17 protein-coding genes are annotated in these 22,081 nt (G+C 73.0%); 11 read left to right on the top strand and 6 right to left on the bottom strand.

Annotation, left to right across the window (positions count from 1 at the left end; genetic code table 11):
• Nucleotides 1-167 precede the first annotated feature (167 nt).
• Nucleotides 168-1,547, bottom strand: a complete 1,380-nt coding sequence (locus tag OG488_RS15085; protein WP_329229584.1) for an LCP family protein — start codon at nucleotides 1,545-1,547, stop codon at nucleotides 168-170.
• 187 nt (nucleotides 1,548-1,734) lie between these two features.
• Nucleotides 1,735-2,487: a TIGR03089 family protein gene (locus OG488_RS15080; protein ID WP_329229582.1), complete on the bottom strand. Its 753-nt coding sequence runs from the start codon at nucleotides 2,485-2,487 to the stop codon at nucleotides 1,735-1,737.
• Nucleotides 2,488-2,627: 140 nt separating this feature from the next.
• Here OG488_RS15080 and OG488_RS15075 point away from each other — a divergent pair, with 140 nt between their 5' ends.
• The 3 genes from OG488_RS15075 to OG488_RS15065 all read left to right on the top strand — a co-directional run bounded on the left by OG488_RS15075 (nucleotide 2,628) and on the right by OG488_RS15065 (nucleotide 6,338).
• The gene (locus tag OG488_RS15075) at nucleotides 2,628-4,106 is read left to right on the top strand and encodes a peptidoglycan recognition protein family protein (protein ID WP_329229581.1); all 1,479 of its coding nucleotides are present in this window, start codon (nucleotides 2,628-2,630) and stop codon (nucleotides 4,104-4,106) included.
• A gap of 78 nt (nucleotides 4,107-4,184) precedes the next feature.
• A complete protein-coding gene (locus tag OG488_RS15070) occupies nucleotides 4,185-5,276 on the top strand; it encodes an NDP-sugar synthase (protein ID WP_329229579.1) in 1,092 nt (363 codons plus the stop codon).
• 57 nt (nucleotides 5,277-5,333) lie between these two features.
• Entirely contained in the window at nucleotides 5,334-6,338 is a 1,005-nt protein-coding gene (locus tag OG488_RS15065) for a DNA-3-methyladenine glycosylase family protein (RefSeq protein WP_405694265.1), read from the top strand.
• Nucleotides 6,339-6,371: 33 nt separating this feature from the next.
• Here the strand turns inward: OG488_RS15065 and OG488_RS15060 are convergent, their stop codons facing one another.
• The 3 genes from OG488_RS15060 to OG488_RS15050 form a co-directional block, all read right to left on the bottom strand.
• The gene (locus OG488_RS15060) at nucleotides 6,372-7,697 is read right to left on the bottom strand and encodes a coenzyme F420-0:L-glutamate ligase (protein WP_329229577.1); all 1,326 of its coding nucleotides are present in this window, start codon (nucleotides 7,695-7,697) and stop codon (nucleotides 6,372-6,374) included.
• Entirely contained in the window at nucleotides 7,694-8,650 is a 957-nt protein-coding gene (gene cofD, locus OG488_RS15055) for a 2-phospho-L-lactate transferase (RefSeq protein WP_329229575.1), read from the bottom strand. Before cofD ends, OG488_RS15060 begins: the two co-directional genes overlap by 4 nt.
• Nucleotides 8,651-8,734: 84 nt before the next feature.
• Nucleotides 8,735-9,235: a cysteine dioxygenase gene (locus OG488_RS15050; protein ID WP_329229573.1), complete on the bottom strand. Its 501-nt coding sequence runs from the start codon at nucleotides 9,233-9,235 to the stop codon at nucleotides 8,735-8,737.
• A gap of 651 nt (nucleotides 9,236-9,886) precedes the next feature.
• Here OG488_RS15050 and OG488_RS15045 point away from each other — a divergent pair.
• The 3 genes from OG488_RS15045 (at nucleotide 9,887) to OG488_RS15035 (ending at nucleotide 15,837) form a co-directional block, all read left to right on the top strand.
• A complete protein-coding gene (locus tag OG488_RS15045; protein ID WP_031093859.1) occupies nucleotides 9,887-10,150 on the top strand; it encodes a WhiB family transcriptional regulator in 264 nt (87 codons plus the stop codon).
• A gap of 273 nt (nucleotides 10,151-10,423) precedes the next feature.
• Entirely contained in the window at nucleotides 10,424-14,299 is a 3,876-nt protein-coding gene (locus OG488_RS15040) for a glycosyltransferase (RefSeq protein ID WP_329229571.1), read from the top strand.
• Nucleotides 14,296-15,837, top strand: a complete 1,542-nt coding sequence (locus OG488_RS15035; protein ID WP_329229569.1) for a DUF5719 family protein — start codon at nucleotides 14,296-14,298, stop codon at nucleotides 15,835-15,837. The genes OG488_RS15040 and OG488_RS15035 overlap by 4 nt, the downstream gene beginning before the upstream one ends.
• Nucleotides 15,838-15,857: 20 nt before the next feature.
• Here the strand turns inward: OG488_RS15035 and OG488_RS15030 are convergent, their stop codons facing one another.
• Nucleotides 15,858-16,286 (bottom strand): metallopeptidase family protein, encoded by a 429-nt coding sequence (locus OG488_RS15030; RefSeq protein WP_329229567.1) that lies wholly within the window; start codon nucleotides 16,284-16,286, stop codon nucleotides 15,858-15,860.
• 313 nt (nucleotides 16,287-16,599) lie between these two features.
• Between OG488_RS15030 and OG488_RS15025 the strand changes: the two genes are divergently transcribed.
• The 5 genes from OG488_RS15025 (at nucleotide 16,600) to OG488_RS15005 (ending at nucleotide 22,044) form a co-directional block, all read left to right on the top strand.
• Nucleotides 16,600-16,971 carry a DUF3499 domain-containing protein gene (locus OG488_RS15025; protein WP_053929176.1) on the top strand — a complete coding sequence of 124 codons (372 nt, stop codon included), beginning with the start codon at nucleotides 16,600-16,602 and terminating at the stop codon, nucleotides 16,969-16,971.
• 202 nt (nucleotides 16,972-17,173) lie between these two features.
• The gene (locus OG488_RS15020; protein WP_329229566.1) at nucleotides 17,174-18,790 is read left to right on the top strand and encodes an L-lactate permease; all 1,617 of its coding nucleotides are present in this window, start codon (nucleotides 17,174-17,176) and stop codon (nucleotides 18,788-18,790) included.
• Nucleotides 18,791-18,852: 62 nt separating this feature from the next.
• Complete coding sequence (locus OG488_RS15015; RefSeq protein WP_329229565.1) at nucleotides 18,853-20,220, top strand: phosphomannomutase/phosphoglucomutase; 1,368 nt, start codon at nucleotides 18,853-18,855, stop codon at nucleotides 20,218-20,220.
• A gap of 465 nt (nucleotides 20,221-20,685) precedes the next feature.
• On the top strand, nucleotides 20,686-20,868 hold the full coding sequence (locus tag OG488_RS15010) for a Trm112 family protein (RefSeq protein ID WP_015577430.1): 183 nt from the start codon (nucleotides 20,686-20,688) through the stop codon (nucleotides 20,866-20,868).
• A gap of 39 nt (nucleotides 20,869-20,907) precedes the next feature.
• Entirely contained in the window at nucleotides 20,908-22,044 is a 1,137-nt protein-coding gene (locus OG488_RS15005) for an SIS domain-containing protein (RefSeq protein WP_329229563.1), read from the top strand.
• Nucleotides 22,045-22,081: the final 37 nt, after the last annotated feature.

The following is a 22,081-nucleotide window of genomic DNA, read 5'->3' as shown; positions in this document are numbered from 1 at the left end:
GGTCGCTCGCTCCGGCCGTGCGCGGTCTGATGACCGCGAGTACCGGATCGCGTCACACTATCCGGCGGAATCGGCCACAGGGGACGCGCGTGACACATTCCACGCTCCTTATAACCGGGCATTCCGCCTATTCCCCTCCGATTGGCGCCCATCGTTTGAGAATTGCTTTACGTACCGCATGGGTCGTCCGCGGCATTCGACCCCGAATAGGTGGGAGCAGGTGTCGGGCTCCCGTCGGTATCGCCGGGCTTTTCGCCGGACGGGTCCTTCCCGGAGCTGTGATCCGCCTGTGAATCCCCGGAATTGGCCTTTTCGGCGGGGACCACGGCGACGGGTTCGTCCTTGCGCAGCTGTGCGAACAGCCGGTCCGCGTCCGGCTGTACGAGCTCGTCGCGGTTCCGGTCGGCGCGGTACTCCCGCCGGGGCACCGTCAGGAACTGCACCTTCTCCGTCGGCACGTTCCGCATCCCGCGCACCAGGTCGTACAGGTCCCTCAGGGAGTCGAGGCCGGGGTCCGTGGTGAGTGACTTGGTCGCCGCGTCCAGCACCGGGTAGAGCCGCGTCGGGTTCAGCAGGACGCCGTTGCTCTGCATCTTGTTGACGAGGGCGCCCAGGAACTTCTGCTGGCGGTCCATGCGCTCGGTGTCGCTGCCGTTGCCGATCGACTTGCGGGCCCGTACGTATCCCAGCGCCGCTTCGCCGTCGAGATCCTGGCGCCCCGCGGGGAGTTTGAGATGGGCGTCCTTGTCGTCGACCGGCTCCTTGAGGCAGACCTCGACACCGTCGACCGCGTCGACCATGTCCTTGAAGCCGTTGAAGTCGATGACCATGTGGTGGTCGACGCGGATGCCCGTCATCTTCTCGACCGTGCGGATCGTGCAGGCCGTGCCACCCAGCTCGAAGGCCCAGTTGAACTGGGCGAACTGCTCCTTGGTCGTCTTGCCGTCCGCCGTGTGGCAGCTGGGGATCTCGGACATCAGGTCACGCGGGATCGACACGGCCGTCGCGCTCCTGCGGTCGGCCGCGAGGTGCAGCAGGATCGTCGTGTCCGAGCGCTGGCTGCCGCCGTCGTCCCGCCCGTAGGCGCTGTTCTCGCCGGAGCGGGTGTCGGAGCCGATGAGCAGGATGTTCTGGGCGTCCCGCGCGATCGGCAGCGGGCGGTCCTTCTCGTACGCCTTGAGCTCGGCGGCCGCGCCGGTGTCGGTCGTGATGTTGCCGTCGAGCTTCCGGTACAGCCACCAGCCGACCCCGGCGCCGACCAGGACGAGGAACGAGACGGCGAGGGCGGTCCAGCGGAGCCAGTGGCGCCTGCCCTCCCGCGCGGGGCGTTCGGACCAGGTGCCGTCGGCGGCCCCGCCGTCCGCCTCGTCCGACGCCGGTGCGCTTCCGCCGGCCGTCCGCTCCTGGGGGTCCTCGGCGGGGGTGTCGTCCCGCGGGGCCGCCCCGGACGCGTCCGGCGACCCGCCGGCCGACCCGCCCCCGGCCGAATCGTCCGGGCGGTCCGGTTCGGCCGGGGTGGGGGGGCTGTCGCTCACGTCTGCGTCCATCCTTCATGTTCGGCGGCGCGATGAGCCGCCGGTCGCAGAAGTAGACGGCTGAACCTCACGCTTGGTTGTGCATTCAGGGGGCGTTCCCTGGCGGTAACCCGTACCGCCCGATCATGTACCGCCGTCGGTGCTCAGTCCCGGGGGCTCGGCCCGCCCTGGGCCGGACGAGTGGCCTTCAGGGCGCTTGTCATACCGCAGTGTTGGTGATCCGCTCGCTTTCGACGCGCTTGGCCAGCGCGTCCGCGTCCAGCCGGCCGAGGTGGCGGCACAGGACCACGGAGCCCCCGGCGGCCAGCGGCGCGAAGAGACCGGAGGAGAGCCCCTCCCACGTGTCGTACGAGCCTCCCGTCAGCAGCCTGCCCCCCGGGCCGAGCCCCAGTTCCGCCGCGTCCTCGCGGGCCCGGGCGACCAGCTGGTCCGCCGTCAGGCCCACGCCGCCCACGGTCAGCGCGGGGGCAGCCGGGTCCACCGGGGCGAACGGAGCGAAGCGGTCGCCCTGGCCCGGCACCTCCACCGCGTAGTCGGCGAACCCCTCGGGCGGCTGCGGGAACCGGCCGCCCATCGGGCGCAGGGCCAGCGCGACCCGCTCGCCCCGGCAGGCGCGGGCCCGGTCGAGCGAGTCCGGTCCGGTGACGACCAGATCGGCGGAGGCCGGGTCGCCCTGGACCTCGGCGACCACGCCCACCGACGAGCAGGCGAGCAGCCAGACGGCCGACTGCCAGTGCGCGGGGAGCAGCAGGGCGAGCCGGTCGCCCGGCTCGGCGGCCAGGTCGCCCTGGAGCAGATTGGCGGTCTTGGCCACCCAATTGGCGAAGGTGGCCACCGACAGTTCGACGCGCTCTCCGGTTGCGTCGTCGTAGAAGGTGACGAGGGGGCGGGCCGGGTCCGCGGCGAGCGCGGATCGCAGCAGGTCGGCGGGGGTGCGATCACTGGCGTTCATCCGCGCAAGGGTACGCGGCGGGCGCGGGCCCGACCGGGTGTGACGGGTGCCCCGTACACCGGTTCGGCAGACGGTGTGTCAAGTGGACACGACGGCACTCCAGTAGCCGGGAATGCCGGATTCCGTAAAGGATTTCCTGTATGCGTGCACTTCTTGCAACCTCGATCGGCGTCACCTGCGCCACGGCACTCACCCTTCCGCTCGCCGCGCCGGCACCCGCTGCCCCTGCCCGGACCCCGGTCGCACAGGCGCCCGCCGCCCCCGTCGAACCCGCGGGCTCGACCCAGTCACTGCCCCTGCGACCGCTCACCGACGCGGTCCCGCGGACCACCGGTGAACCCACCGAATCCCTCGACCCCGAGGCCGCGCGGGGGCTGCTCCGGCGCGACGCGCACCGCTTCTCCCTCGTCGGCGTGATCTGGGACGACGCCGACACCGAACTGCACGGGAACGTCCAGGTCCGTACCCGCGCGACCGGCACCACCAGGTGGTCCGGCTGGCAGTCCCTGGAGACCCACAACACCGACCACGCCGCCGACTCGGGCAGCCCCGAGCGTGAATCCGGCACGGTGCGGGGCTCGACCGCCCCGCTCTGGGTCGGCGACTCGGACGGCGTCGAGGTGCGGGTCCGTTCCGAGAGCGCCGGACCGCGGAGCGGCGCCGCCCCCCTCCCCGCGGGCCTGCGGGTCGAACTCGTCGACCCGGGCGACGACGCGGAGGAGCCGCACGCCGACGACACCGTCACCCCGTCGGCGGCGGCCCCCTCGGCGGGCACCGCGACGCCCGCGACGGCCACCCAGCCCGCCACCGCCGCCGCGACACCCGCGACGGCCACCGAGCCCTCCACGGCCGCCCAGCCCGGCGCGCTCCCCGCGTCCGCGGGCCTCACCATGGCCGCGGCGGAGAGCTCCGCGGTCAACGCCGACCTCGCCCCGCTGGGTGCCACCGAGATCTCCGCCCTGAGCAAGGCCGAGTCGGAGGAGCAGGCGGTCGTCGGAGCGGGCGCCAAGCCGTTCATCGGGCCGCGCCCGCGCATCGTCACCCGCAAGGGCTGGGGCGCCGACGAGAGCCTGCGGGAGCGGGCCTTCGCGTACACCTCGACCGTCAAGGCCGCCTTCGTCCACCACAGCGCCACCGGCAACAACTACACCTGCGCACAGGCGCCCTCCGTCCTGCGCGGCATCTACCGCTACCACGTCAAGAGCAGCGGCTGGCGCGACTTCGGCTACAACTTCGCCGTCGACAAGTGCGGGAACATCTACGAGGGACGCGCCGGTGGCGTGTCCAAGGCGGTTCTCGGCGCCCACACCCTCGGTTTCAACACGAACAGCATGGGCATCGCCGTCCTGGGGACGTACAGCTCGAAGAACCCGCCCGCCGCCGCCGTCACCGCGATCGCGAAGCTCACCGCCTGGAAGCTCGGTCTGTTCGGCCGCAACCCCAAGGGCAAGGTGACCCTCGTCTCCGGCGGCAGCGGCAAGTACAAGAAGGGTGCCAAGGCCAAACTGAACGTCATCTCCGGGCACCGCGACGGCTTCGCAACCGAATGCCCGGGAATCCGTCTCTACAAGAAGCTCGGCACGGCCCGGACCAGTTCGGCGAAGCTGCAGGGCCGCTGACCGGACGGCTCCGGACGGTCTGCATACACTGGCCAGCCGAAACGAGGCCCGGCCCCAGCAGGAAGCAGAGACGGTGCTGTGACAGAGGCAAGAGAAGCGATCCTCCTGGTCGGTGGCAAGGGCACCCGACTGCGTCCGCTCACGGTGCACACCCCGAAGCCGATGGTCCCGGCGGCGGGGGTGCCCTTCCTCACGCACCAGCTGGCGCGTGCCAGGGCGGCCGGGGTCGAGCACATCGTGCTCGCGACGTCCTACCTGGCGGAGGTGTTCGAACCGTACTTCGGTGACGGTTCGTCGCTCGGCCTCTCCATCGAGTACGTCACCGAGGACGAACCCCTCGGCACCGGCGGAGCCATCCGCAACGTGGCGTCGCGGCTGACCGCGGGCCCGGACGAGCCCGTCATCGTGTTCAACGGGGACATCCTCACCGGCCTCGACATCCGGGCCCTCGTCGCGGCGCACGCCACCTCCGGGGCGGACGTCTCCCTGCACCTCACCAGGGTGGAGGACCCGCGCGCCTTCGGCCTCGTGCCGACGGACGCCACGGGCAGGGTGACGGCCTTCCTGGAGAAGCCGCAGACCCCCGAGGAGATAGTCACGGACCAGATCAACGCGGGGGCGTACGTCTTCCGCCGGTCGGTCATCGACACGATCCCGGCGGGCCGGCCGGTCTCCGTGGAGCGCGAGACCTTCCCCGGGCTCCTCGACTCCGGCGCCCACCTCCAGGGCATGGTCGACTCCACCTACTGGCTGGACCTCGGCACCCCGCAGGCCTTCGTACGCGGCTCCGCCGACCTGGTCATGGGCCGCGCCCCGTCCCCGGCGGTCCCCGGCCGCTGCGGTGACCGGCTCGTCCTGCCCACGGCCTCCGTGGCCTCCGACGCCAAGCTCACCGGCGGTACGGTCGTCGGCGAGGGCGCCCTGATCGGCGAGGGCGCCAGGATCAGCGGCTCCACCGTGCTGGAGGGCGCCGTCGTCGAACCCGGCGCGGTGATCACCGACTCGCTGATCGGGGCCGGCGCCCGGATCGGCAGCCGTACGGTCCTCACGGGGGCGGTGATCGGTGACGGCGCCCAGGTCGGCGCCGACAACGAACTGCGCGACGGAATCCGTGTGTGGTGCGGCGCGGTCCTCCCGGACGCCTCGGTCCGCTTCTCGTCCGACCAGTGAACGCTCCCCGTCGGCCGTACCCTCGACAGGTACCCCCGACGACCTAGGACCTCACCCGTGGCAGGACGCTTCGTACCCCGCACCACCCCCGTGCCCCGGCAGGAGCCGGAGGCCGGGCCCGGCGACGCGTCCGCCCCGCCGCTGACCCGGACCTGGACGCCGCCCGGCCCGCTCGACCTGCGGCTGGTCCTGAGCCCGCTGCGGCGCGGCCCGGCGGATCCCGCCTACCGCGCGCTGCCCGACGGGACCTTCTGGCGGGCGACGCGTACCCCGGCCGGCCCCGGCACCCTGCGCGTCGCGGCGTCCCACGACGGCCGGATCGCCGCGGCGGCCTGGGGACCGGGCGCGCAGTGGCTCCTGGACGGGCTCCCGGCGCTGCTCGGCGCGGACGACACCCCGGACGCCTTCCGGCCGCGCCACCGGCTGCTCGCCCTGACCCAGCACCGCAGGCCGGGCCTGCGCCTGCTGCGCACCGGGCTGGTCATGGAGTCCCTGATCCCGTCGGTCCTGGAACAGAAGGTCACCACCGACGAGGCCTACCGCGCCTGGCGGCTGCTGCTCCGCACCTACGGCACCCCCGCCCCCGGACCGGCCGGCGTGACGTTCGGCACCTACGGTCTGTACGTCATGCCGGACGCGAGGACCTGGTCGCTGATCCCGTCCTGGGAGTGGCACCGCGCGGGCGTGGACGCCAAACGCTCCGCCACGATCCTGCGCGCGGTCCGGGTGGCCCGGCGGATGGAGGAGGCGGCCGCGATGGACCTCCCCGAAGCCATGGCCCGGCTGCAGCTGATCCCGGGCATCGGCCCCTGGACCGCCGCGGAGACCCTGCAGCGCGCGAACGGCGCGGCCGACGCGGTGACGGTCGGCGATCTCCACCTGCCGGGCATCGTCGGTCACGCGCTCGCGGACAACAGGAACGCCGACGACGAGGAGATGCTGGCGCTCCTCGCCCCGTACGCGGGGCAGCGCCACCGCGCGACCCGCCTGATCATGCTCTCGGGCCGCACGCCGGCCCGCCGGGCGCCCAAGATGACGCCGCGCGACATCGCCCGGCTGTAGCCGCCCGGTGCCCGGCGCATCGTGACGAGCGCCTCAGCGCACCGTGACGAAGGCCTCCGCGTCCCGGGTGGCCCGCACGGGCGGTGTCCCCTTCGCGTGTCCCACGGCCACCGCGCCCAGCGGATCCCACGAGTCCGGCAGGTCCAGCACCTCACGCACGACGTCCCGGCAGAACATCGTCGAGGACACCCACGCCGAACCGAGCCGTTCACCCGCGAGCGCCACCAGGAAGTTCTGCACACCCGCACCGGCGGCGACCACGAACATCTCGCGTTCCGCGGTGTCCCGGCGTTCGTCGCCGTAGGCGTGCGACCCGTCCGTCACGAGGCACGGCACCGCCAGATACGGCGCGTCGCGCAGGACGTCGCCCCGGCGCACCCGCTTCGCGACCGCGTCCTCGCTGCGTCCGTCGCGCCGCAGGTCCGCGATCCACGCGTCCCGCATGGCGTCCAGCAGCCGGTGACGCGACTCCTCCGACTCCAGCAGGACGAACCGCCAGGGCGTCGTGTGGTGGGGCGCCGGAGCCGTCACCGCCGCCGCCACCGCGCGCCGTACGGCCCCGGGGTCGACCGGCTCGTCGGTGAACTCCCGCACCGTGCGCCGCAGATTCAGCGCCTCCCGCACCGCCTCGGACGTCCCCAGCCGGAACATGTCGTCGGCCGCGACCCGCACCATCGCGCGGGCGCCCCCGTCGGGTGCGTCCGGGCCCGCCACGACGTGGGGGAGCCCCCGCACCACCGCCACCGGCAGTCCGGACGCCTTGCCCTTCACGAGATCGCCGGCCGAGGCCAGTTCGTCGGCCGTGGCCACGACGGTGGCGCTCAGCGGGTTGCCGTGTCCGTCGGTGCCGCCCCTGAGGTCGTCGAGCACCCTGACGCCCGCCGCTCCGATCGCCACGTCCGTCAGCCCGTTCCGCCAGGGACGGCCGAAGGTGTCCGTGACGACGACACCGACCTCGACACCGAGCGCGTCCCTCAGGCCGTCCCGGATGAGCCGGGCCGAGGCATCCGGGTCCTCGGGCAGCAGCAGCACCGTCCCGGCCGGGGTGTTCGACGCGTCGACCCCGGCGGCGGCCATGACGAGGCCCTGCCGGTTCTCCACGATCCTGAGCGTCCCGCGCCTGGCGACCACCCGGACCGTCTCGGCGTCGATCGCCGCCTCCCGGTCCGCGGCCTCGACGATCCTGCCCTCGGCCTTGGAGACGATCTTCGAGGTGACGAGGAGGACGTCGCCGTCCACCAGGCCGGGTTCCGTAGAGGCGATCAGCTTCGCGAGGTCGTCCCCCTCCCGTACCTCCGGGATCCCGGGCAGGGCCCAGACCCGGTACGAGGGCGTCCCGTCCGCCGGTCCGCCGCTCACGCCCGTACCTCCTCGGCCAGCGCCAGGGCCTGCCGGGCCATCTCGGCGGTGGCGTCCACGTCCGTCATCATCAGCGGGACGGCGCGGCAGCGGATCCCGGCCGCCTCGACCTCGCCGACGACCCCGGCGTCCACGCTGTCGACGAGCCAGCCGTCGAGCAGTCCCGATCCGTAGTGCTGGGCGACGGCCGCGGCGGTGGACTCGACGCCCACCGCGGCCAGCACCTTGTCGGCCATGCCGCGCACGGGCGCGTCCCCGACGATGGGGGAGAGTCCGACGACGGGGACCCCGGCCTCGGCGATCGCCTCCCGGATCCCGGGCACGGCGAGGATGGTGCCCACCGAAACGACGGGGTTCGACGGGGGGAAGACGATGACGTCGGCCCCGGCGATGGCCTCCAGGACGCCCGGCGCGGGCTTCGCCTGGTCCGCGCCGACCGGCACGACGGCCTGTGCGGGCACGGAGGCGCGCATCTTCACCCAGTACTCCTGGAAGTGGACGGCCCTGCTCTCACCGTCGACGTCCACCGCCACGTGGGTCTCGACGCGGTCGTCGGTCATCGGGATCAGCCGCACGCCCGGCTTCCACCGCGCGCAGAGCGCCTCGGTGACGGCGCTCAGGGGGTAGCCCGCGCCGAGCATCTGCGTACGCACGATGTGGGTCGCGAAGTCGCGGTCGCCGAGGCCGAACCACTCGGGTCCCACCCCGTACTCCGCGAGTTCGTCCTTGACCCGGAAGCTCTCGTCGGTACGCCCCCAGCCCTGCTCCTCGTCGATGCCACCGCCGAGGGTGTACATCACGGTGTCGAGGTCGGGGCAGACCTTCAGTCCGAACAGATGGATGTCGTCGCCGGTGTTGCCGATCACCGTGATGTCCGCGTCGGGCGCGGCCTGTCTGAGGCCACGCAGGAAACGAGCACCACCGATACCGCCGGCCAGAACCACAATGCGCATGAAGAGCAGTCTGTCAGGCGCAGCCTGATCGATGTGGGGGTGGTGGGAGACGGGGGCCGGCCGGGGTGAGGGGCCGGCGGTCCGTCAGGCGGGGACGATGTCCTCGGCCGCGGCGGCGCAGCGTGCGGAGTGCATCGGCATCTCGGTCAGGCCCGGGAAGTAGACGTGCAGGCTGACGGCGGGCTCCAGGGCGTCGTTGACGACCTCGTGGACGTAGCCGGGGGCGAAGACGCGCTGCGCGCCGGAGCCCAGCGACTGCGCGCCGCGTGCCGTGTGCTCGGTCAACTCCCCCTCCAGGACGGTGAGTACGCCGGAGGAGAGGCCGTGGTCGTGGCGGCCGCTGCCCTGGCCGGGGACCCAGCTCAGCAGCCACACCTCGTAGCCGGGGCCCTGTTGCAGCCGGTGGTACCAACGGGTGGCGGTGTCGTACCGGACCAGCGGGGCCCACCGGTCGCGGTCGGCGGCGATGGAGCGGGCCAGGCCGACGAAGCCGGCCACGGTGGAGGGGTGGGGGCTGGCCGGCTGGAGGAGATGCTGGACCTCGAGGATGTCGCCGGCGATCGAGAGGTCGCTGTCGCTGTTCATGGGTGCGGTGGTTCCTCGGCATGTGGATGCGCGTGCGGGGGGTGTCGCGGAGACCGGAATGCGGTGGGGCGAAGCTGGATCAGAGCTGGAGCGCTACGGCTTCAACAGCTGTGACAGCTGGAACAGCAACAGCGGGCCTGGACAGCGGTACGGAACCCACGGACGTGGGTCGTGTACATCACTGCGGTCGCTTGCATGCAGTCAAGGAGACCGGCTGGGTCTGCCCTCTGTCAACTCAATGACCGAATTGGCGGCAATGTTTCACCCCATCCGGTTGCAGGGGGTGGAGAAAGGTTTTAGCACCCCCTGGAGAGGCAAGGTGGCGCATCAACCGTGTCCGTAAACACGGTTGATGCGCCGTGACCCTACTGTGATCTTGGTCGCTTCGGTGATCAAATCGAAACATCAGGACGGCCGGACTCGTCTCACTCGGTGAGAAGCGCGACGGAACGACGCCGGTGGCATATGTCAGGTTTTTGGTGATTTGAACACTTTCCGCATAGGCTTGGTTCCGCAGAGTGAATACCGAGGCCAATAGCAGATCTTCGCTTGACTGGCCCGAAGCTACACACTTGTAATTTCACTCGTGTCGTTCGGCCGCATCGATAACGGCCGCATCACGGGGACGCAAGAGACAGACGAGGGGCGCACATGACCGAGCTGTTCCAGCAACTGCTGGTCGAGGACGCGGACGAGGAACTCGGCTGGCAGGAGCGCGCGCTGTGCGCCCAGACCGACCCCGAGTCCTTCTTTCCCGAGAAGGGCGGATCCACCCGCGAGGCGAAGAAGGTCTGCCTCGCCTGCGAAGTGCGTTCCGAATGCCTTGAGTACGCCCTCAACAACGACGAGCGGTTCGGTATCTGGGGCGGCCTCTCCGAGCGTGAGCGCCGGCGCCTGAAGAAGGCGGCCATCTGACACGGCGCACACGAGCGCCTGAACGGCGATGGCCTGGGGGCCGCACCCGTCCGCGGGTGCGGCCCCCAGGCCATCGCCATGTCCGGCCATCTCCGGCATCTCCGGCCGTCCCGCGTTCCCGCCGGTCAACCGCTCGGCGCGGGGCGCACGGCCGTACCGTTAGTGTGGGGCCCCGTCCGAGAGACGCGCCAACGCCCCGCCGGGGCGCGCGTGTACACGATGCAGCCCCCGGGGGGACCCCCCTCCGGACCCGGCCGGAGGGCCCGTACCCCGATGTCCGTGCACAGCCACTCGGCGGCGCCGAACGCGGCCGCCGCCGCCCCAGAGTTCCCCCGCCACGTCGTCACCGCCGTGCTCGTCTCGCACGACGGCGAGCGCTGGCTGCCTCGCGTGCTCGGCGGACTGCTCGGGCAGGAACGCCCCGTACAGAACGTCGTCGCCGCCGACACCGGCAGCGCCGACGACTCCGCCCGCCTGGTCACCGAGGCGCTCGGCGCCGAGCGCGTCCTCCACCTGGCGCGGCGTACGAGCTTCGGCACCGCCGTCGACGAGGCGACCCGCACGGCCGGCGTCCTCACCCCCGACGACCTGCCGTACCTGAAGCGCCCCAGCGGCTGGGACCCGGTCACCCGGAGCTGGCGCGACGACGCGTACGAGCTCCCGGAACTCCCGCACGGTGAACCGGTCCAGTGGCTCTGGCTGCTGCACGACGACAGCGCCCCCGAGCCGGACGCGCTCGCCGAGATGCTCCGCGTCGTCGACAACGACCAGCACGCCGCGATCGTCGGGCCCAAACTGCGTGGCTGGTACGACCGCAAGCAGCTCCTCGAGGTCGGCGTCTCCATCGCCAACAGCGGACGCCGCTGGACCGGACTGGACCGCCGTGAGCAGGACCAGGGCCAGCACGACCAGGTCCGTACCGTGCTCTCCGTCTCCTCCGCGGGCATGCTGGTGCGCCGTGACGTCTGGGAGGAACTCGGCGGCTTCGACCGCAGGCTCCCGCTGATGCGCGACGACGTCGACCTCTGCTGGCGCGCCCACATGGCCGGCCACCGGGTCCTCGTCGCCCCGGACGCCGTCCTGCGGCACGCCGAGGCCTCGGCCAGGGAACGCCGCCCCATCGACTGCGCCGGGCGCTCCGTCTCCAGCCCGCACCGCGTCGACAAGGCGGGCGCCGTCTACACGATGCTGGTCAACGCCCGCGGCAAACAGCTGCCGTGGGCCCTGCTCCGCCTCGTCGTCGGCACCCTGCTCCGCACCCTCGCCTACCTCGTCGGCAAGGTCCCGGGACAGGCCCTCGACGAGGTCGCCGGGCTCTTCGGCACCCTGCTGCGCCCCGGGCGGATCCTCGCCGCGCGCCGCTCGCGCGGACGGGGAGCGGTGGACGCGGCCGAACTGCGGTCCCTGTTCCCGCCGCCCGGTGCCACGGTCCGCGCCACCGTCGAACAGATCGCGGGCAACTTCGGCAACCGCACCGACTCCGACTCCGGCGGCTCACGGCACGGAGTGGTCGAGTCCGGCCCCGGCGGCGACGACGCCGACTTCCTGGAGATCGAGCAGTTCGCGCGGCTCAAGAAGGTCGGCCGCAAGCCCGGCCCCGTGCTCTTCCTGCTCCTCCTCCTGGTCTCGCTGGTGGCCTGCCGGGGCCTGCTCGGCAGCGGCGCCCTCGCGGGCGGCGCACTGCTGCCCGCCCCGGCCGACGTCTCCGACCTCTGGGCGCGCTACGCCGACGGCTGGCATCCGGTCGGCACCGGCGGAACACAGTCCGCACCGCCCTACCTCGGCCTGATCGCGGCCCTGTCGGCGCTCTTCCTCGGCTCCACGGGCTTCGCCCTCACCCTGCTGCTCGTCTGCTCGGTCCCGCTCGCCGGGCTCACCGCGTACTTCGCCTCCCGGCCGCTGATCGAGTCCCGGCTCCTGCGGGCCTGGGCGAGCGTCGCGTACGCCTTCCTGCCCGCCGCGACCGGAGCGCTGGCGACCGGCCGCCTCGGCACGGCCGTCCTGGCCGTCCTCCTCCCGCTGATCGCGCGTGCGGCCGTCGCCGCGCACGGGCTGCGCGGTGACGGGGCCGCCACCCGCGGCAGCTGGCGCGCCACATGGGCGTACACCCTGCTGCTCACCTTCACGACGGCCTTCACGCCGATCGTCTGGCCGCTCGCGGTGGTCCTCGGCATCGGGGTGCTCGTGCTGCGGCGGAAGGACACCGTCGCGTACGGGCTGCGCTTCCTGGCCGTGGCCGTCACCCCCCTGCTGGTCCTCGCGCCCTGGTCGCTCTCGCTGCTGACCGGCCCGTCCGGATTCCTGAAGGAAGCCGGACTCGACATCGGTACGGGCACCGCGTCCGCCCTCGACCTGCTCGGCATCAGCCCCGGCGGCCCCAAGGCCGCGGGCGGCGTCCTGCTGCTGGGCATCGTGCTGGCGGCGCTGGCCGCCCTGATGCGCGGGGAGCGGCAGTTCGCGATCCGTGCCGCCTGGGCCGTCGTGCTCGTCGCCCTGGTCTTCGCCGCGCTCTCCAACGGCTCGACCTGGGCCGGCCCGGCCACCCTCGTCTACGGCATCGCGCTGCTCGCCGCGGCCCTGCTCGGCGCGGACGGCGCCCGGATCCGCGTCGCCGCCCTGAGCTTCGGCTGGCGTCAGCCGGCCGCCGCGCTGATCGCGCTGGCGGCCGGGATCGCCCCGGCCATCGCCGCGGTGGGCTGGATGATCGGGGGCGCGGCCGGTCCCGTGGAGCGCCGCGACCCCGTGCAGGTGCCCGCCTTCGTCGCGGAGGAGAGCACGACGCGCGACCAGGCACGCACCCTGGTGCTCGGGGGCTCGTCACCGGACACCGTCTCCTACAGCCTGGTCCGCGGTTCGGGCGCCCGGCTCGGCGACGCCGAGCTCACCGAGGCGGGCGGCAGCAACACCCACCTCGACAAGGTCGTCGCCAACCTGGTCGCGGGCTCCGGCGCGGACCAGGGGAGCCAGCTCAGCGGCTTCGCCGTGCGCTACGTCCTCGTACGGGACGGGGCGCCGCGGCAGATGAGCCGGGTGCTGGACTCGACGCCCGGCCTGAGCCGGCTCAGCCAGCTGGACGGCAGCGCCCTGTGGCGGGTCGACCGGCAGGTCTCCCGGCTCGCGATCGTCCCCGCCGGCGCGGACAGCGAGCCCGTACCCGTCGGTTCGCTGTCCGTCGAGGCGCACTCCACGATCCCCGAAGGCGACTCCGGCCGTGTGCTGCGGATCGCCGACGCGGCCGATCCGGGCTGGCAGGCCACCCTGAACGGCCGGACCCTCACCCCGAAGACCGTGGACGGCTGGGCCCAGGGCTTCGAGCTGCCCACCGAGGGCGGCAGGCTCGACCTCACGTACGAGGCCCCCTTCACGCACACCGTCTGGGTCTGGACGCAGATGGCGCTCGGCCTCGTCCTGGTGGTCATGGCCCTGCCGGGCCGCCGCCGGGAGATCGACGACGATCTGCCCGAGGAGACCGAGACCGTCCCCGCCGAGCCGGTCGCCGGGGAGGGACGCCGCGCCCGCAGGCTGCGCGCTGCCGCCCAGGCGGAAGCGCCGGAAGCGGGCGACGACGCCGCCGGCGCGGTGGCGTACGCGGAGGAGGGCGTGGAGACCGGCGTGGAGGCCGGATACGGCGCGCCGGCCCCGAGCCTGCCGGACCAGGTGCCGGACGAGTACATCCCGGCGCAGCAGAACACCGATCCGTACGCGGCGGTCCCCGGGGACCAGGACGGCACCGGAACGTACGCGGCTCTGCCGGACCAGGACGGCACGGGCACCTACACCGCCGTCCCCGGCGACCAGGACGGCACGGGCACGTACGCCGCCGTCCCGCAGCAGGGCTACGGCGAGTGGGACGCGCAGCAGTACCAGGGCGCCGACTACGGCCAGTACCAGGGCGGGCAGGACGCCGGCCAGTACTACCAGGCAGACCCCTACCAGCAGGACCCGTACCAGCAGCAGGGCGCCTACGACCCGTACGGCTATGCCCAGCAGCAGCCCTACGCCCCGGAGACGGGCGAGGCCGCCCCGTACGACGGGCGTGACAGGCAGGACGGGAACGACGAGAACACAGCCCCGGGCCACAACCCCTGGCAGACCGGCAACGGCAACGGCAACGGCAACGGCAACGCATCGCGAGGCGAGTCCGAGTGAAGTCCACCTCCCTGTCCCTGATCGTGGGCGCCGTCGCCCTCGCCGCCGTCACCGGTTTCGCCGCGCTCACCGCGCCGGGCGACGGGGGCACGGCGGAGGCCGGGGCGGCCGCCCGGCTTCCCGTCGAGCGTTCCAGCCTGCTGTGCCCGGCGCCGAGCATGTCCGACCTGGCGGAGACGACGTACTCCTCCTTCACGCCGGCGGGGGAGAACGGCGGTGAGGCCGGTGCCGCCGACCTCGAGCCGGCCGAGCCCCTTCCCACGGACGAGGACGCCCCGGCCGGCGAGGACGCGGACGAGAAGGACGCGGACAAGAAGGCGGACAAGGAGAAGGCGGCCGCGAGCAAGCCCGTCATCTCCCTGAAGGACCTCGGCAAACCGGGCACCGCCGAGACCGCCAAGTCCGACGCCCCCGCGCTGGTCGGCACCGCGACCGGGAAGTTCGCCCCCGGCTGGACCACCCAGCAGACCACCACGACCGCCGCGGGCGGCGCCCGCGGCCTGCTCGGCGTCAGCTGCACCGCCCCGGACACGGACTTCTGGTTCCCGGGTGCGAGCACCGGGGCGAGCCGCCAGGACTACGTCCACCTGACGAACCCCGACGACACCGCCGCCGTCGCCGACATCGAGCTGTACGGGGCGGACGGCCCCCTCAAGTCCGATGTGGGGGAGGGCATCACCGTCCCGGCGAGGTCGAGCGTCCCGATGCTGATCTCGACCCTCACCGGCGAGGCCGCCGAGAACGTGACCGTCCACGTCACCACCAGGACCGGACGTGTCGGCGCGGTCGTGAGCGCGGCCGAGGACGAGGTGGGCAGCGACTGGCTGGCCGCCTCCGCCGACCCCGCGGGCACCCAGGTCATGCCGGGCATCCCCGCCGACGCCACCTCCGTGCGCCTGGTGGCCTTCGCGCCGGGCGAGGACGACGCCGATGTGAAGATCCAGCTCCTCGGCAAGAACGCGGCGTTCTCACCGGCCGGGAACGCCACCCTGCACATCAAGTCGCGGATGACCGCGAGCGTCGACCTCAAGGACGTCACGCGCGGGGAGCCGGGCTCGCTCAAGCTGTCCCCGGCCGACGGCAGCACGACCCCGGTGGTCGCCGCGCTGCGCGTGGTGCGCGGCACCGGCGCCAAGCAGGAGGTCGCGTTCATCCCCGCGACCGAGGCGGTGGGTGAGCGGGCGAGCGTCGCCGACAACCGGGCGAAGGGCTCGGTGCTCTCCCTGACCGCCCCGGAGGCCACGGCCGAGGTCAAGGTCACGGCGTCGGCGGGCAGCGAGGCCGGCGAGGCGACCGTCAAGACGTACACGGTCAAGGGCGGTACGACGCTCGAGGTGACCCCCGAGGCACCGGCCGGCCTCAAGGGCGGTTACGCCCTGACGGTGGAGACCGAGTCGGGCGGCCCGGTGCACGCGGCCCGCACGCTCACGATCCCGGAGGGCGGCGTCGACATGTTCACCGTGCAGACGCTGCCGGACGACGGGGGCACGGTCGAGGTGCCCGCGGCGGAGCAGGACCTGTCGGTCCTGGACGACTGAGGTCCGTGCCGCGGGCGGGCTCAGTCCTGCCCGTAGCGCGGGTCCACCGATTCGGGCGAGAGACCCAGCAGCTCGGCGACCTGCTCCACGACGACCTCGTGCACGAGCAGGGCGCGCTCGTCACGGCTCTTGGTGCGGATCTCCACGGGGCGCCGGTAGACGACGATCTGCGCGGGCCGGCCCTTCGCGGCGGAGACCGCACGCCCCAGCGGCACGGTGTCCTCGAGCGAACCGGGCACGTCGAGGACCTGGAAGTCGACATCCGTCAGCTGCGGCCAGCGCCGCTCCAGCCGCTCCACCGAATCCTGGACGAGATCCCGGAAACTCTCGGCCCTGCTGACGGAGAGTGGTACCTGGGGCGGCGCGACCGGTCCGCGCATGCCACGGCCGTGGCGGTCGCGGCGGCGGGGCCGCGGCTCGGACGGCTGGGGCGGTACGGGGCTGTCCATCACCGACGCAGCGTAACTCTCCTGGGGCGGGGCGCGATCACTGCTTCCCGGCGGGCCCGCCGGGATGTCCCTGGATGAACATTCCGGCCACGGTTGCGTGCGGTTCCGGTCCTTGCTCCGATCGCGGGCCCGCCGTCGTGCGACCGCTCCTGCTCTCCCCGGCGAACCGGACGGGCCCGCGCGCACCGGCTGCCGTGCAGGTGGGACGAGCCGCGCCGGAGCCGTGCGGGGCCCGGTCCACAGGGCGACACGAGGGGGTGAGCTGACGGACAGTCGTCGCAGCCCGCTCAAGAGTGCGGTACCGTCCAACATCGTGAGCCCTGTACGTCGCTGTTCGCGAACCGCGTGCGGCCGTCCCGCCGTCGCGACACTGACGTACGTCTATGCCGACTCGACCGCGGTCCTCGGCCCGCTCGCCACCTATGCCGAGCCCCACTGCTACGACCTCTGTGCCGAGCACGGCGAGCGGCTCACCGCGCCGCGCGGCTGGGAAGTCGTCCGGCTCTCCGACCCCTCGGCCCCCACCCGCCCCAGTGGTGACGACCTGGAAGCGCTCGCCAACGCCGTCCGTGAGGCGGCCCGGCCCCAGGACAGGCAGCAGGGCGGCAGGGGCCCGCGAGCGGCCGACCCGGTCGAGGTCGCGCGCCGGGGCCATCTCCGGGTGCTGCGCTCCCCGGACTCCTGACGCTCCTTCCGCTCCCCGCCGGTCCCGGAACCCTTCGGTTCGTGGCCTCCCACGTACCTCACGCCCCACGAGTCCCGTCCGTCACGTCTCGGCCCGCGAGAACTTTTCCGGTACGGAGCATTGACGCTGGCTTGTCGCGGACACGACCATTCCCCCACCCGTGAGAGATCGCTTCCGCATCACGGAATCCGGGGAGGTCTGTGTGTTTGTCCAGCAACTCGAACCCGTAGCCGATTCGCTCGGTCTGTCCGCCCTTGTCGCCGCCTTGCCGCTGGTGACCGTCCTGGTCCTGCTCGGTGCCGTCCGTATGAAGGCCCACCGCGCCGGGCTCATCGGTCTCGCCGTCGCCGTGCTCGTCGGATGGCTGGCGTTCGGCATGCCCGTCGGGCAGACCCTGTCCGCAGGGGCGCAAGGCGTCCTCTTCGGGCTCTTCCCCATCATGTGGATCGTCGTCAACGCCCTCTGGGTGTACCGGATGACCGTCCGCACCCAGCACTTCGACATCCTGCGGCGCTCCTTCGGCAGGGTCTCCGACGACCCCCGCATCCAGGCCCTCGTCATCGCCTTCTGCTTCGGCGCCCTCCTGGAGGCGCTGGCCGGGTTCGGCGCACCCGTCGCGATCTGCTCGGTCATGCTCGTCGCGCTCGGCTTCGACCCGGTGAAGGCAGCCGTCGTGTCCCTGGTCGCCAACACCGCCCCCGTCGCCTTCGGCGCCATGGGGACGCCCGTGGTGACGCTCGCCCAGGTCACCGGCCTTCCGCTGGACGACGTCGCGACGGTCGTCGGCCGGCAGACACCTCTCCTCGCGCTCGTCGTCCCGCTCATCCTGGTCTTCCTCGTCGACGGCAAGCGAGGGCTCCGCGAGACCTGGGCGCCCGCGCTCGTCTGCGGAGTCGCCTTCGCCGTCGCGCAGTTCGCCGCGTCCAACTTCTTCTCGGCCCAGCTCGCCGACATCGCCGCGGCGCTGGTGGGCGCGGCCGCGCTGATCGCCGTACCCGGAGCCCGCAGGCCCGCCGACGAACCCGTACGCGCGGCCGTGCTGACGGGCGCGCGCAGCGAGGACCTGGACCAGGAGGACCCGCGCCGGGAGGTGCTGCGGGCCTACGCCCCGTACGCGCTGATCGTCGCGGTGTTCTCCCTCGCCCAGATCCCTCCGATCAAGGAACTGCTGGCCCGGGCGACCCGCGTCTTCGACTGGCCGTTCCTCGATGTCGCGGGACCCGACGGCGAACCGGTGGGAGCGAACGTGTTCACCCTCCCGCTCCTCGGTACCGGCGGCACCCTCGTCCTGCTCGCCGGACTGATCACCGCCGTCGTGCTCGGTGTACGGGCCGGCACCGCGGTGCGGGAGTGGGCGGCCACCGTGCACGAACTGCGGTACGCGATCCTCACCGTGACGTCCGTGCTCGCCCTGGCCTACGTCATGAACCTCTCCGGACAGGCCGCCACCATCGGCCGGTCCGTCGCCGCGGCCGGCGCCGGACTCGCCTTCCTCTCCCCGGTGCTCGGCTGGTTCGGTGTCGCCGTGTCCGGCTCCGACACCTCGGCCAACGCCCTCTTCGGCGCGCTCCAGGTCTCCGCCGCACGGGAGTCCGGCCTCTCGCCGGAGCTCCTCGCCGCCGCCAACAGCTCCGGGGGAGTGCTCGGCAAGATGATCTCCCCGCAGAACCTGACGATCGCCTGCGCGGCCGTCGGCCTCGCCGGACGGGAGGGCGATCTGCTGCGCAAGGTCCTGCCGTGGAGTCTCGGCCTGCTGCTGGTGATGTGCCTGGTCGTGATGGCGCAGAGCACGGCGCTGCTGGGCTGGATGCTCCCCTGAACGGAGGCCCGGGACCGCCGGGTAGTTTGGGCGGTCCGCACAGACCCCCAGGAGGACCGGCCGTGGTTGCTGACCTGTCGCAGCTCGTGAAGGCGTACGACGTGCGCGGAGTCGTGCCCGACCAGTGGGACGAGCCGCTCGCCGAACTGTTCGGCGCCGCCTTCGTCCAGGTCACCGACGCGGACGCGATCGTGATCGGCCACGACATGCGGCCGTCCTCCCCGGGGCTGGCCGCCGCCTTCGCCCGCGGCGCCACGGCGCGCGGGGCCGACGTGACCCTCATCGGGCTCTGCTCGACGGACCAGCTCTACTACGCGTCCGGGGCGCTGGACCTGCCCGGAGCGATGTTCACGGCCTCGCACAACCCCGCGCGGTACAACGGCATCAAGCTGTGCCGCGCCGGGGCCGCACCGGTGGGCCAGGACACCGGGCTGACCGAGATCCGCACCCTGGTCGAGCGGTGGTCGGAGGAGGGCACGCCCGCCGCGGCGGCCGTCACCCCGGGCACGGTGACCGAGCGCGACATCCTCTCCGACTACGCCGCGCACCTGCTGGGCCTCGTCGGCCTGGACGGGATCCGGCCGCTCAAGGTCGTCGTGGACGCGGGCAACGGCATGGGCGGCCACACCGTCCCCACCGTCTTCGCCGGGCTCCCCCTCGACCTCGTACCCATGTACTTCGAGCTCGACGGCACCTTCCCCAACCACGAGGCCAACCCCCTCGACCCGAAGAACATCGTCGACCTCCGCGCCCGCGTCCTCGCGGAGGGCGCCGACCTCGGTCTCGCCTTCGACGGGGACGCCGACCGCTGCTTCGTCGTCGACGAGCGCGGCGAGGGTGTCTCCCCGTCCGCGATCACGGCCCTGGTCGCCGCCCGCGAGCTCGCCCGCAACGGCGGCGAGGGCACCGTCATCCACAACCTGATCACCTCCTGGTCGGTCCCCGAGGTCGTCCGGGAGAACGGCGGGACCCCCGTCCGTACCCGGGTCGGCCACTCCTTCATCAAGGCCGAGATGGCCGAGCACGGTGCGATCTTCGGCGGCGAGCACTCCGCGCACTACTACTTCCGCGACTTCTGGAACGCCGACACGGGCATGCTCGCCGCCCTGCACGTCCTGGCCGCTCTCGGAAGCCAGGAGGGCCCGCTCTCCGGGCTCCTCGACAGCTACGACCGCTACACGGGCTCCGGCGAGATCAACTCCACCGTCGACGACCAGGCCAGCCGGCTGAAGGCGATCAGGACGGCGTACGAAGGCCGGGACGGCGTCGGGTTCGACGATCTCGACGGGCTCACGGTGACCGGCGCCGACTGGTGGTTCAACCTCCGCGCCTCCAACACCGAGCCGCTGCTGCGCCTGAACGTCGAGGCACGGGACGAGCGGACGATGACGGCCGTACGCGACGAGGTCCTCGCCCTCGTCCGGGCGTGACCGGTACGCATCGCGGGCAGACGCACCGTGGGCACGGCGGACACGAGGTGCCCGTGAGTCGTGAGGTGCCCCACGAGCTGTGAGGCGCCGGCCGAGACCCGGGAGGTGCCTGTGCCGATCGAGAATCACGGCGTGCCTGTGTCGACCGAGAATCACGGCGTGCCTGTGTCGACCGAGAATCACGGCGTGCCCGTGCCGATCCAAGCCGGGGAGGTGCCTGTGCCGATCCAAGCCGGGGAGGTGCCTGTGCCGATCGAGAGCCGTGAGGTGCCGATGAGGGGCGTGAGGGGCCGACGGGACCCGCACCGCCCGTCCCGGGCTCGCGGCCGACGCATGCCCTGCTGGGAGGGGCCTGCCGGGCCGCGACCCTCCCTGCCCGGCGGTAGGCTGACCATGCCCCAAGCTCCGCCGGCCCCGACCCGGGTCCGACCGGTTCCGCACCACATGCCTGAAGGGACCCACCCCATGCCGCTCGAAGCCGGCCTCCTGGAGATCCTCGCCTGCCCGGCCTGCCACGCCGGGCTGGACGACCGCTCCGCGGCCGAGAGCCCCGAGCTGGTCTGCACCGGCACGGACTGCGGTCTCGCCTATCCGGTACGCGACGGCATCCCGGTGCTCCTCGTCGACGAGGCCCGCCGCCCCGCGTAACCCGCACCCTGATCAGCACGGTGATCGGAGGCCCACCACATGCTCGACGAGTCGTTGCTCGACGCACCGGAAGCCCTGGCACGAGCCGACCGGCGAGGTCTGCTCCGCGGTGCCGCCGAGGCCGGAGCCCGCGTCCGCACCGCCGCGCGGCACGCCGCCGAGGCAGGAATCGGCACGCTGGCACCCGAGGGCAGGCCCCGGGCCGTCCTCGTCGCCGGCCCCGGCACCGCCGCGACCGGTGTCGCCGACCTGATCGGCGCCCTCGCGGGTGCCTCCGCGCCCGTCACGGCGATCCGGCCCACCGGGGTCGCGGCAGCCGCGGGCGCGCTGCGCTGGACACTGCCGGGCTGGGCCGGATCCGTGGACCTGCTGCTCATCGCCACGGCCGACGGTTCGGAACCCGGCCTCGCGCTGCTCGCCGAGCAGGCGTACCGCCGCGGCTGCACGGTCGTCGCCGTCGCCCCCGTCCGGTCCCCGCTGCGCGAAGCGGTCGACGGGGTCCACGGACTCGTCGTGCCGATGGCGGCCGCCCCGCACGGGGAGTACGACGCCGAGACCTCGGCGGCGGGCCCCGGCACGCTCTGGGCCCTCCTCACCCCGCTGCTCGCGCTGCTGGACCGGGTGGGTCTGATCGACGCGCCCCCGGAGACCCTGCAGAAGGTCGCCGACCGTCTCGACCGCACCGCCGAGCGCTGCGGTCCGGCCATCGCCACCTACAGCAACCCGGCCAAGACCCTCGCCTCGGAGCTCGCCGACAGCCTGCCCCTCGTCTGGACGGAGGGCGAGGCCGCCGGCCCTGTCGGGCGCCGGTTCGCCGCCGTCCTGGCCGAGCTCGCCGGACGCCCGGCGCTCGTCGCCGAGCTGCCGCAGGCGCTGCCCTCCCACGGGGGCCTGCTCGCCGGAGCGTTCGCCGCGGGGGCCGACCCCGACGACTTCTTCCGGGACCGGGTGGACGAGCCCGAGGCCATGCGGGCCCGGGTCGTCCTTCTCCGTGACCGGCCCACCGGCGGTCTGACCGCGAGCCCCGCCGCCCGCGAGCTGGCCCTGAGCCACGACACGGCCATCAGCGAACTGGAACCGGAGGAGGGCAGCGAGCTCGAAGCCCTCGCCGAGCTCCTCGCGGTCACCGATTTCGCCGCCGTCTACGCCTCCCTGGCCTCCGACAACCGGGCCTGACGGCCCACACCCCCGGGCACCCACGCCCCCGCGCTTC

The sequence above is a fragment of the Streptomyces sp. NBC_01460 genome, assembly GCF_036227405.1.
Taxonomy (GTDB): domain Bacteria; phylum Actinomycetota; class Actinomycetes; order Streptomycetales; family Streptomycetaceae; genus Streptomyces.
Note: the sequence above shows the minus strand (reverse complement) of the source record. Positions and strands in the feature narration are given on the sequence as shown.

What these genes read in the sequence shown, in the direction of transcription:
- OG488_RS15085 (WP_329229584.1), bottom strand. Translation starts at nt 1,547, where the DNA reads ATGGACGCAGACGTGAGCGACAGCCCCCCCACCCCGGCCGAACCGGAC.
- OG488_RS15045 (WP_031093859.1), top strand. Translation starts at nt 9,887, where the DNA reads ATGACCGAGCTGTTCCAGCAACTGCTGGTCGAGGACGCGGACGAGGAA.
- OG488_RS15075 (WP_329229581.1), top strand. Translation starts at nt 2,628, where the DNA reads ATGCGTGCACTTCTTGCAACCTCGATCGGCGTCACCTGCGCCACGGCA.
- cofD (WP_329229575.1), bottom strand. Translation starts at nt 8,650, where the DNA reads ATGCGCATTGTGGTTCTGGCCGGCGGTATCGGTGGTGCTCGTTTCCTG.
- OG488_RS15040 (WP_329229571.1), top strand. Translation starts at nt 10,424, where the DNA reads ATGTCCGTGCACAGCCACTCGGCGGCGCCGAACGCGGCCGCCGCCGCC.
- OG488_RS15080 (WP_329229582.1), bottom strand. Translation starts at nt 2,487, where the DNA reads ATGAACGCCAGTGATCGCACCCCCGCCGACCTGCTGCGATCCGCGCTC.
- OG488_RS15010 (WP_015577430.1), top strand. Translation starts at nt 20,686, where the DNA reads ATGCCGCTCGAAGCCGGCCTCCTGGAGATCCTCGCCTGCCCGGCCTGC.
- OG488_RS15005 (WP_329229563.1), top strand. Translation starts at nt 20,908, where the DNA reads ATGCTCGACGAGTCGTTGCTCGACGCACCGGAAGCCCTGGCACGAGCC.
- OG488_RS15030 (WP_329229567.1), bottom strand. Translation starts at nt 16,286, where the DNA reads ATGGACAGCCCCGTACCGCCCCAGCCGTCCGAGCCGCGGCCCCGCCGC.
- OG488_RS15050 (WP_329229573.1), bottom strand. Translation starts at nt 9,235, where the DNA reads ATGAACAGCGACAGCGACCTCTCGATCGCCGGCGACATCCTCGAGGTC.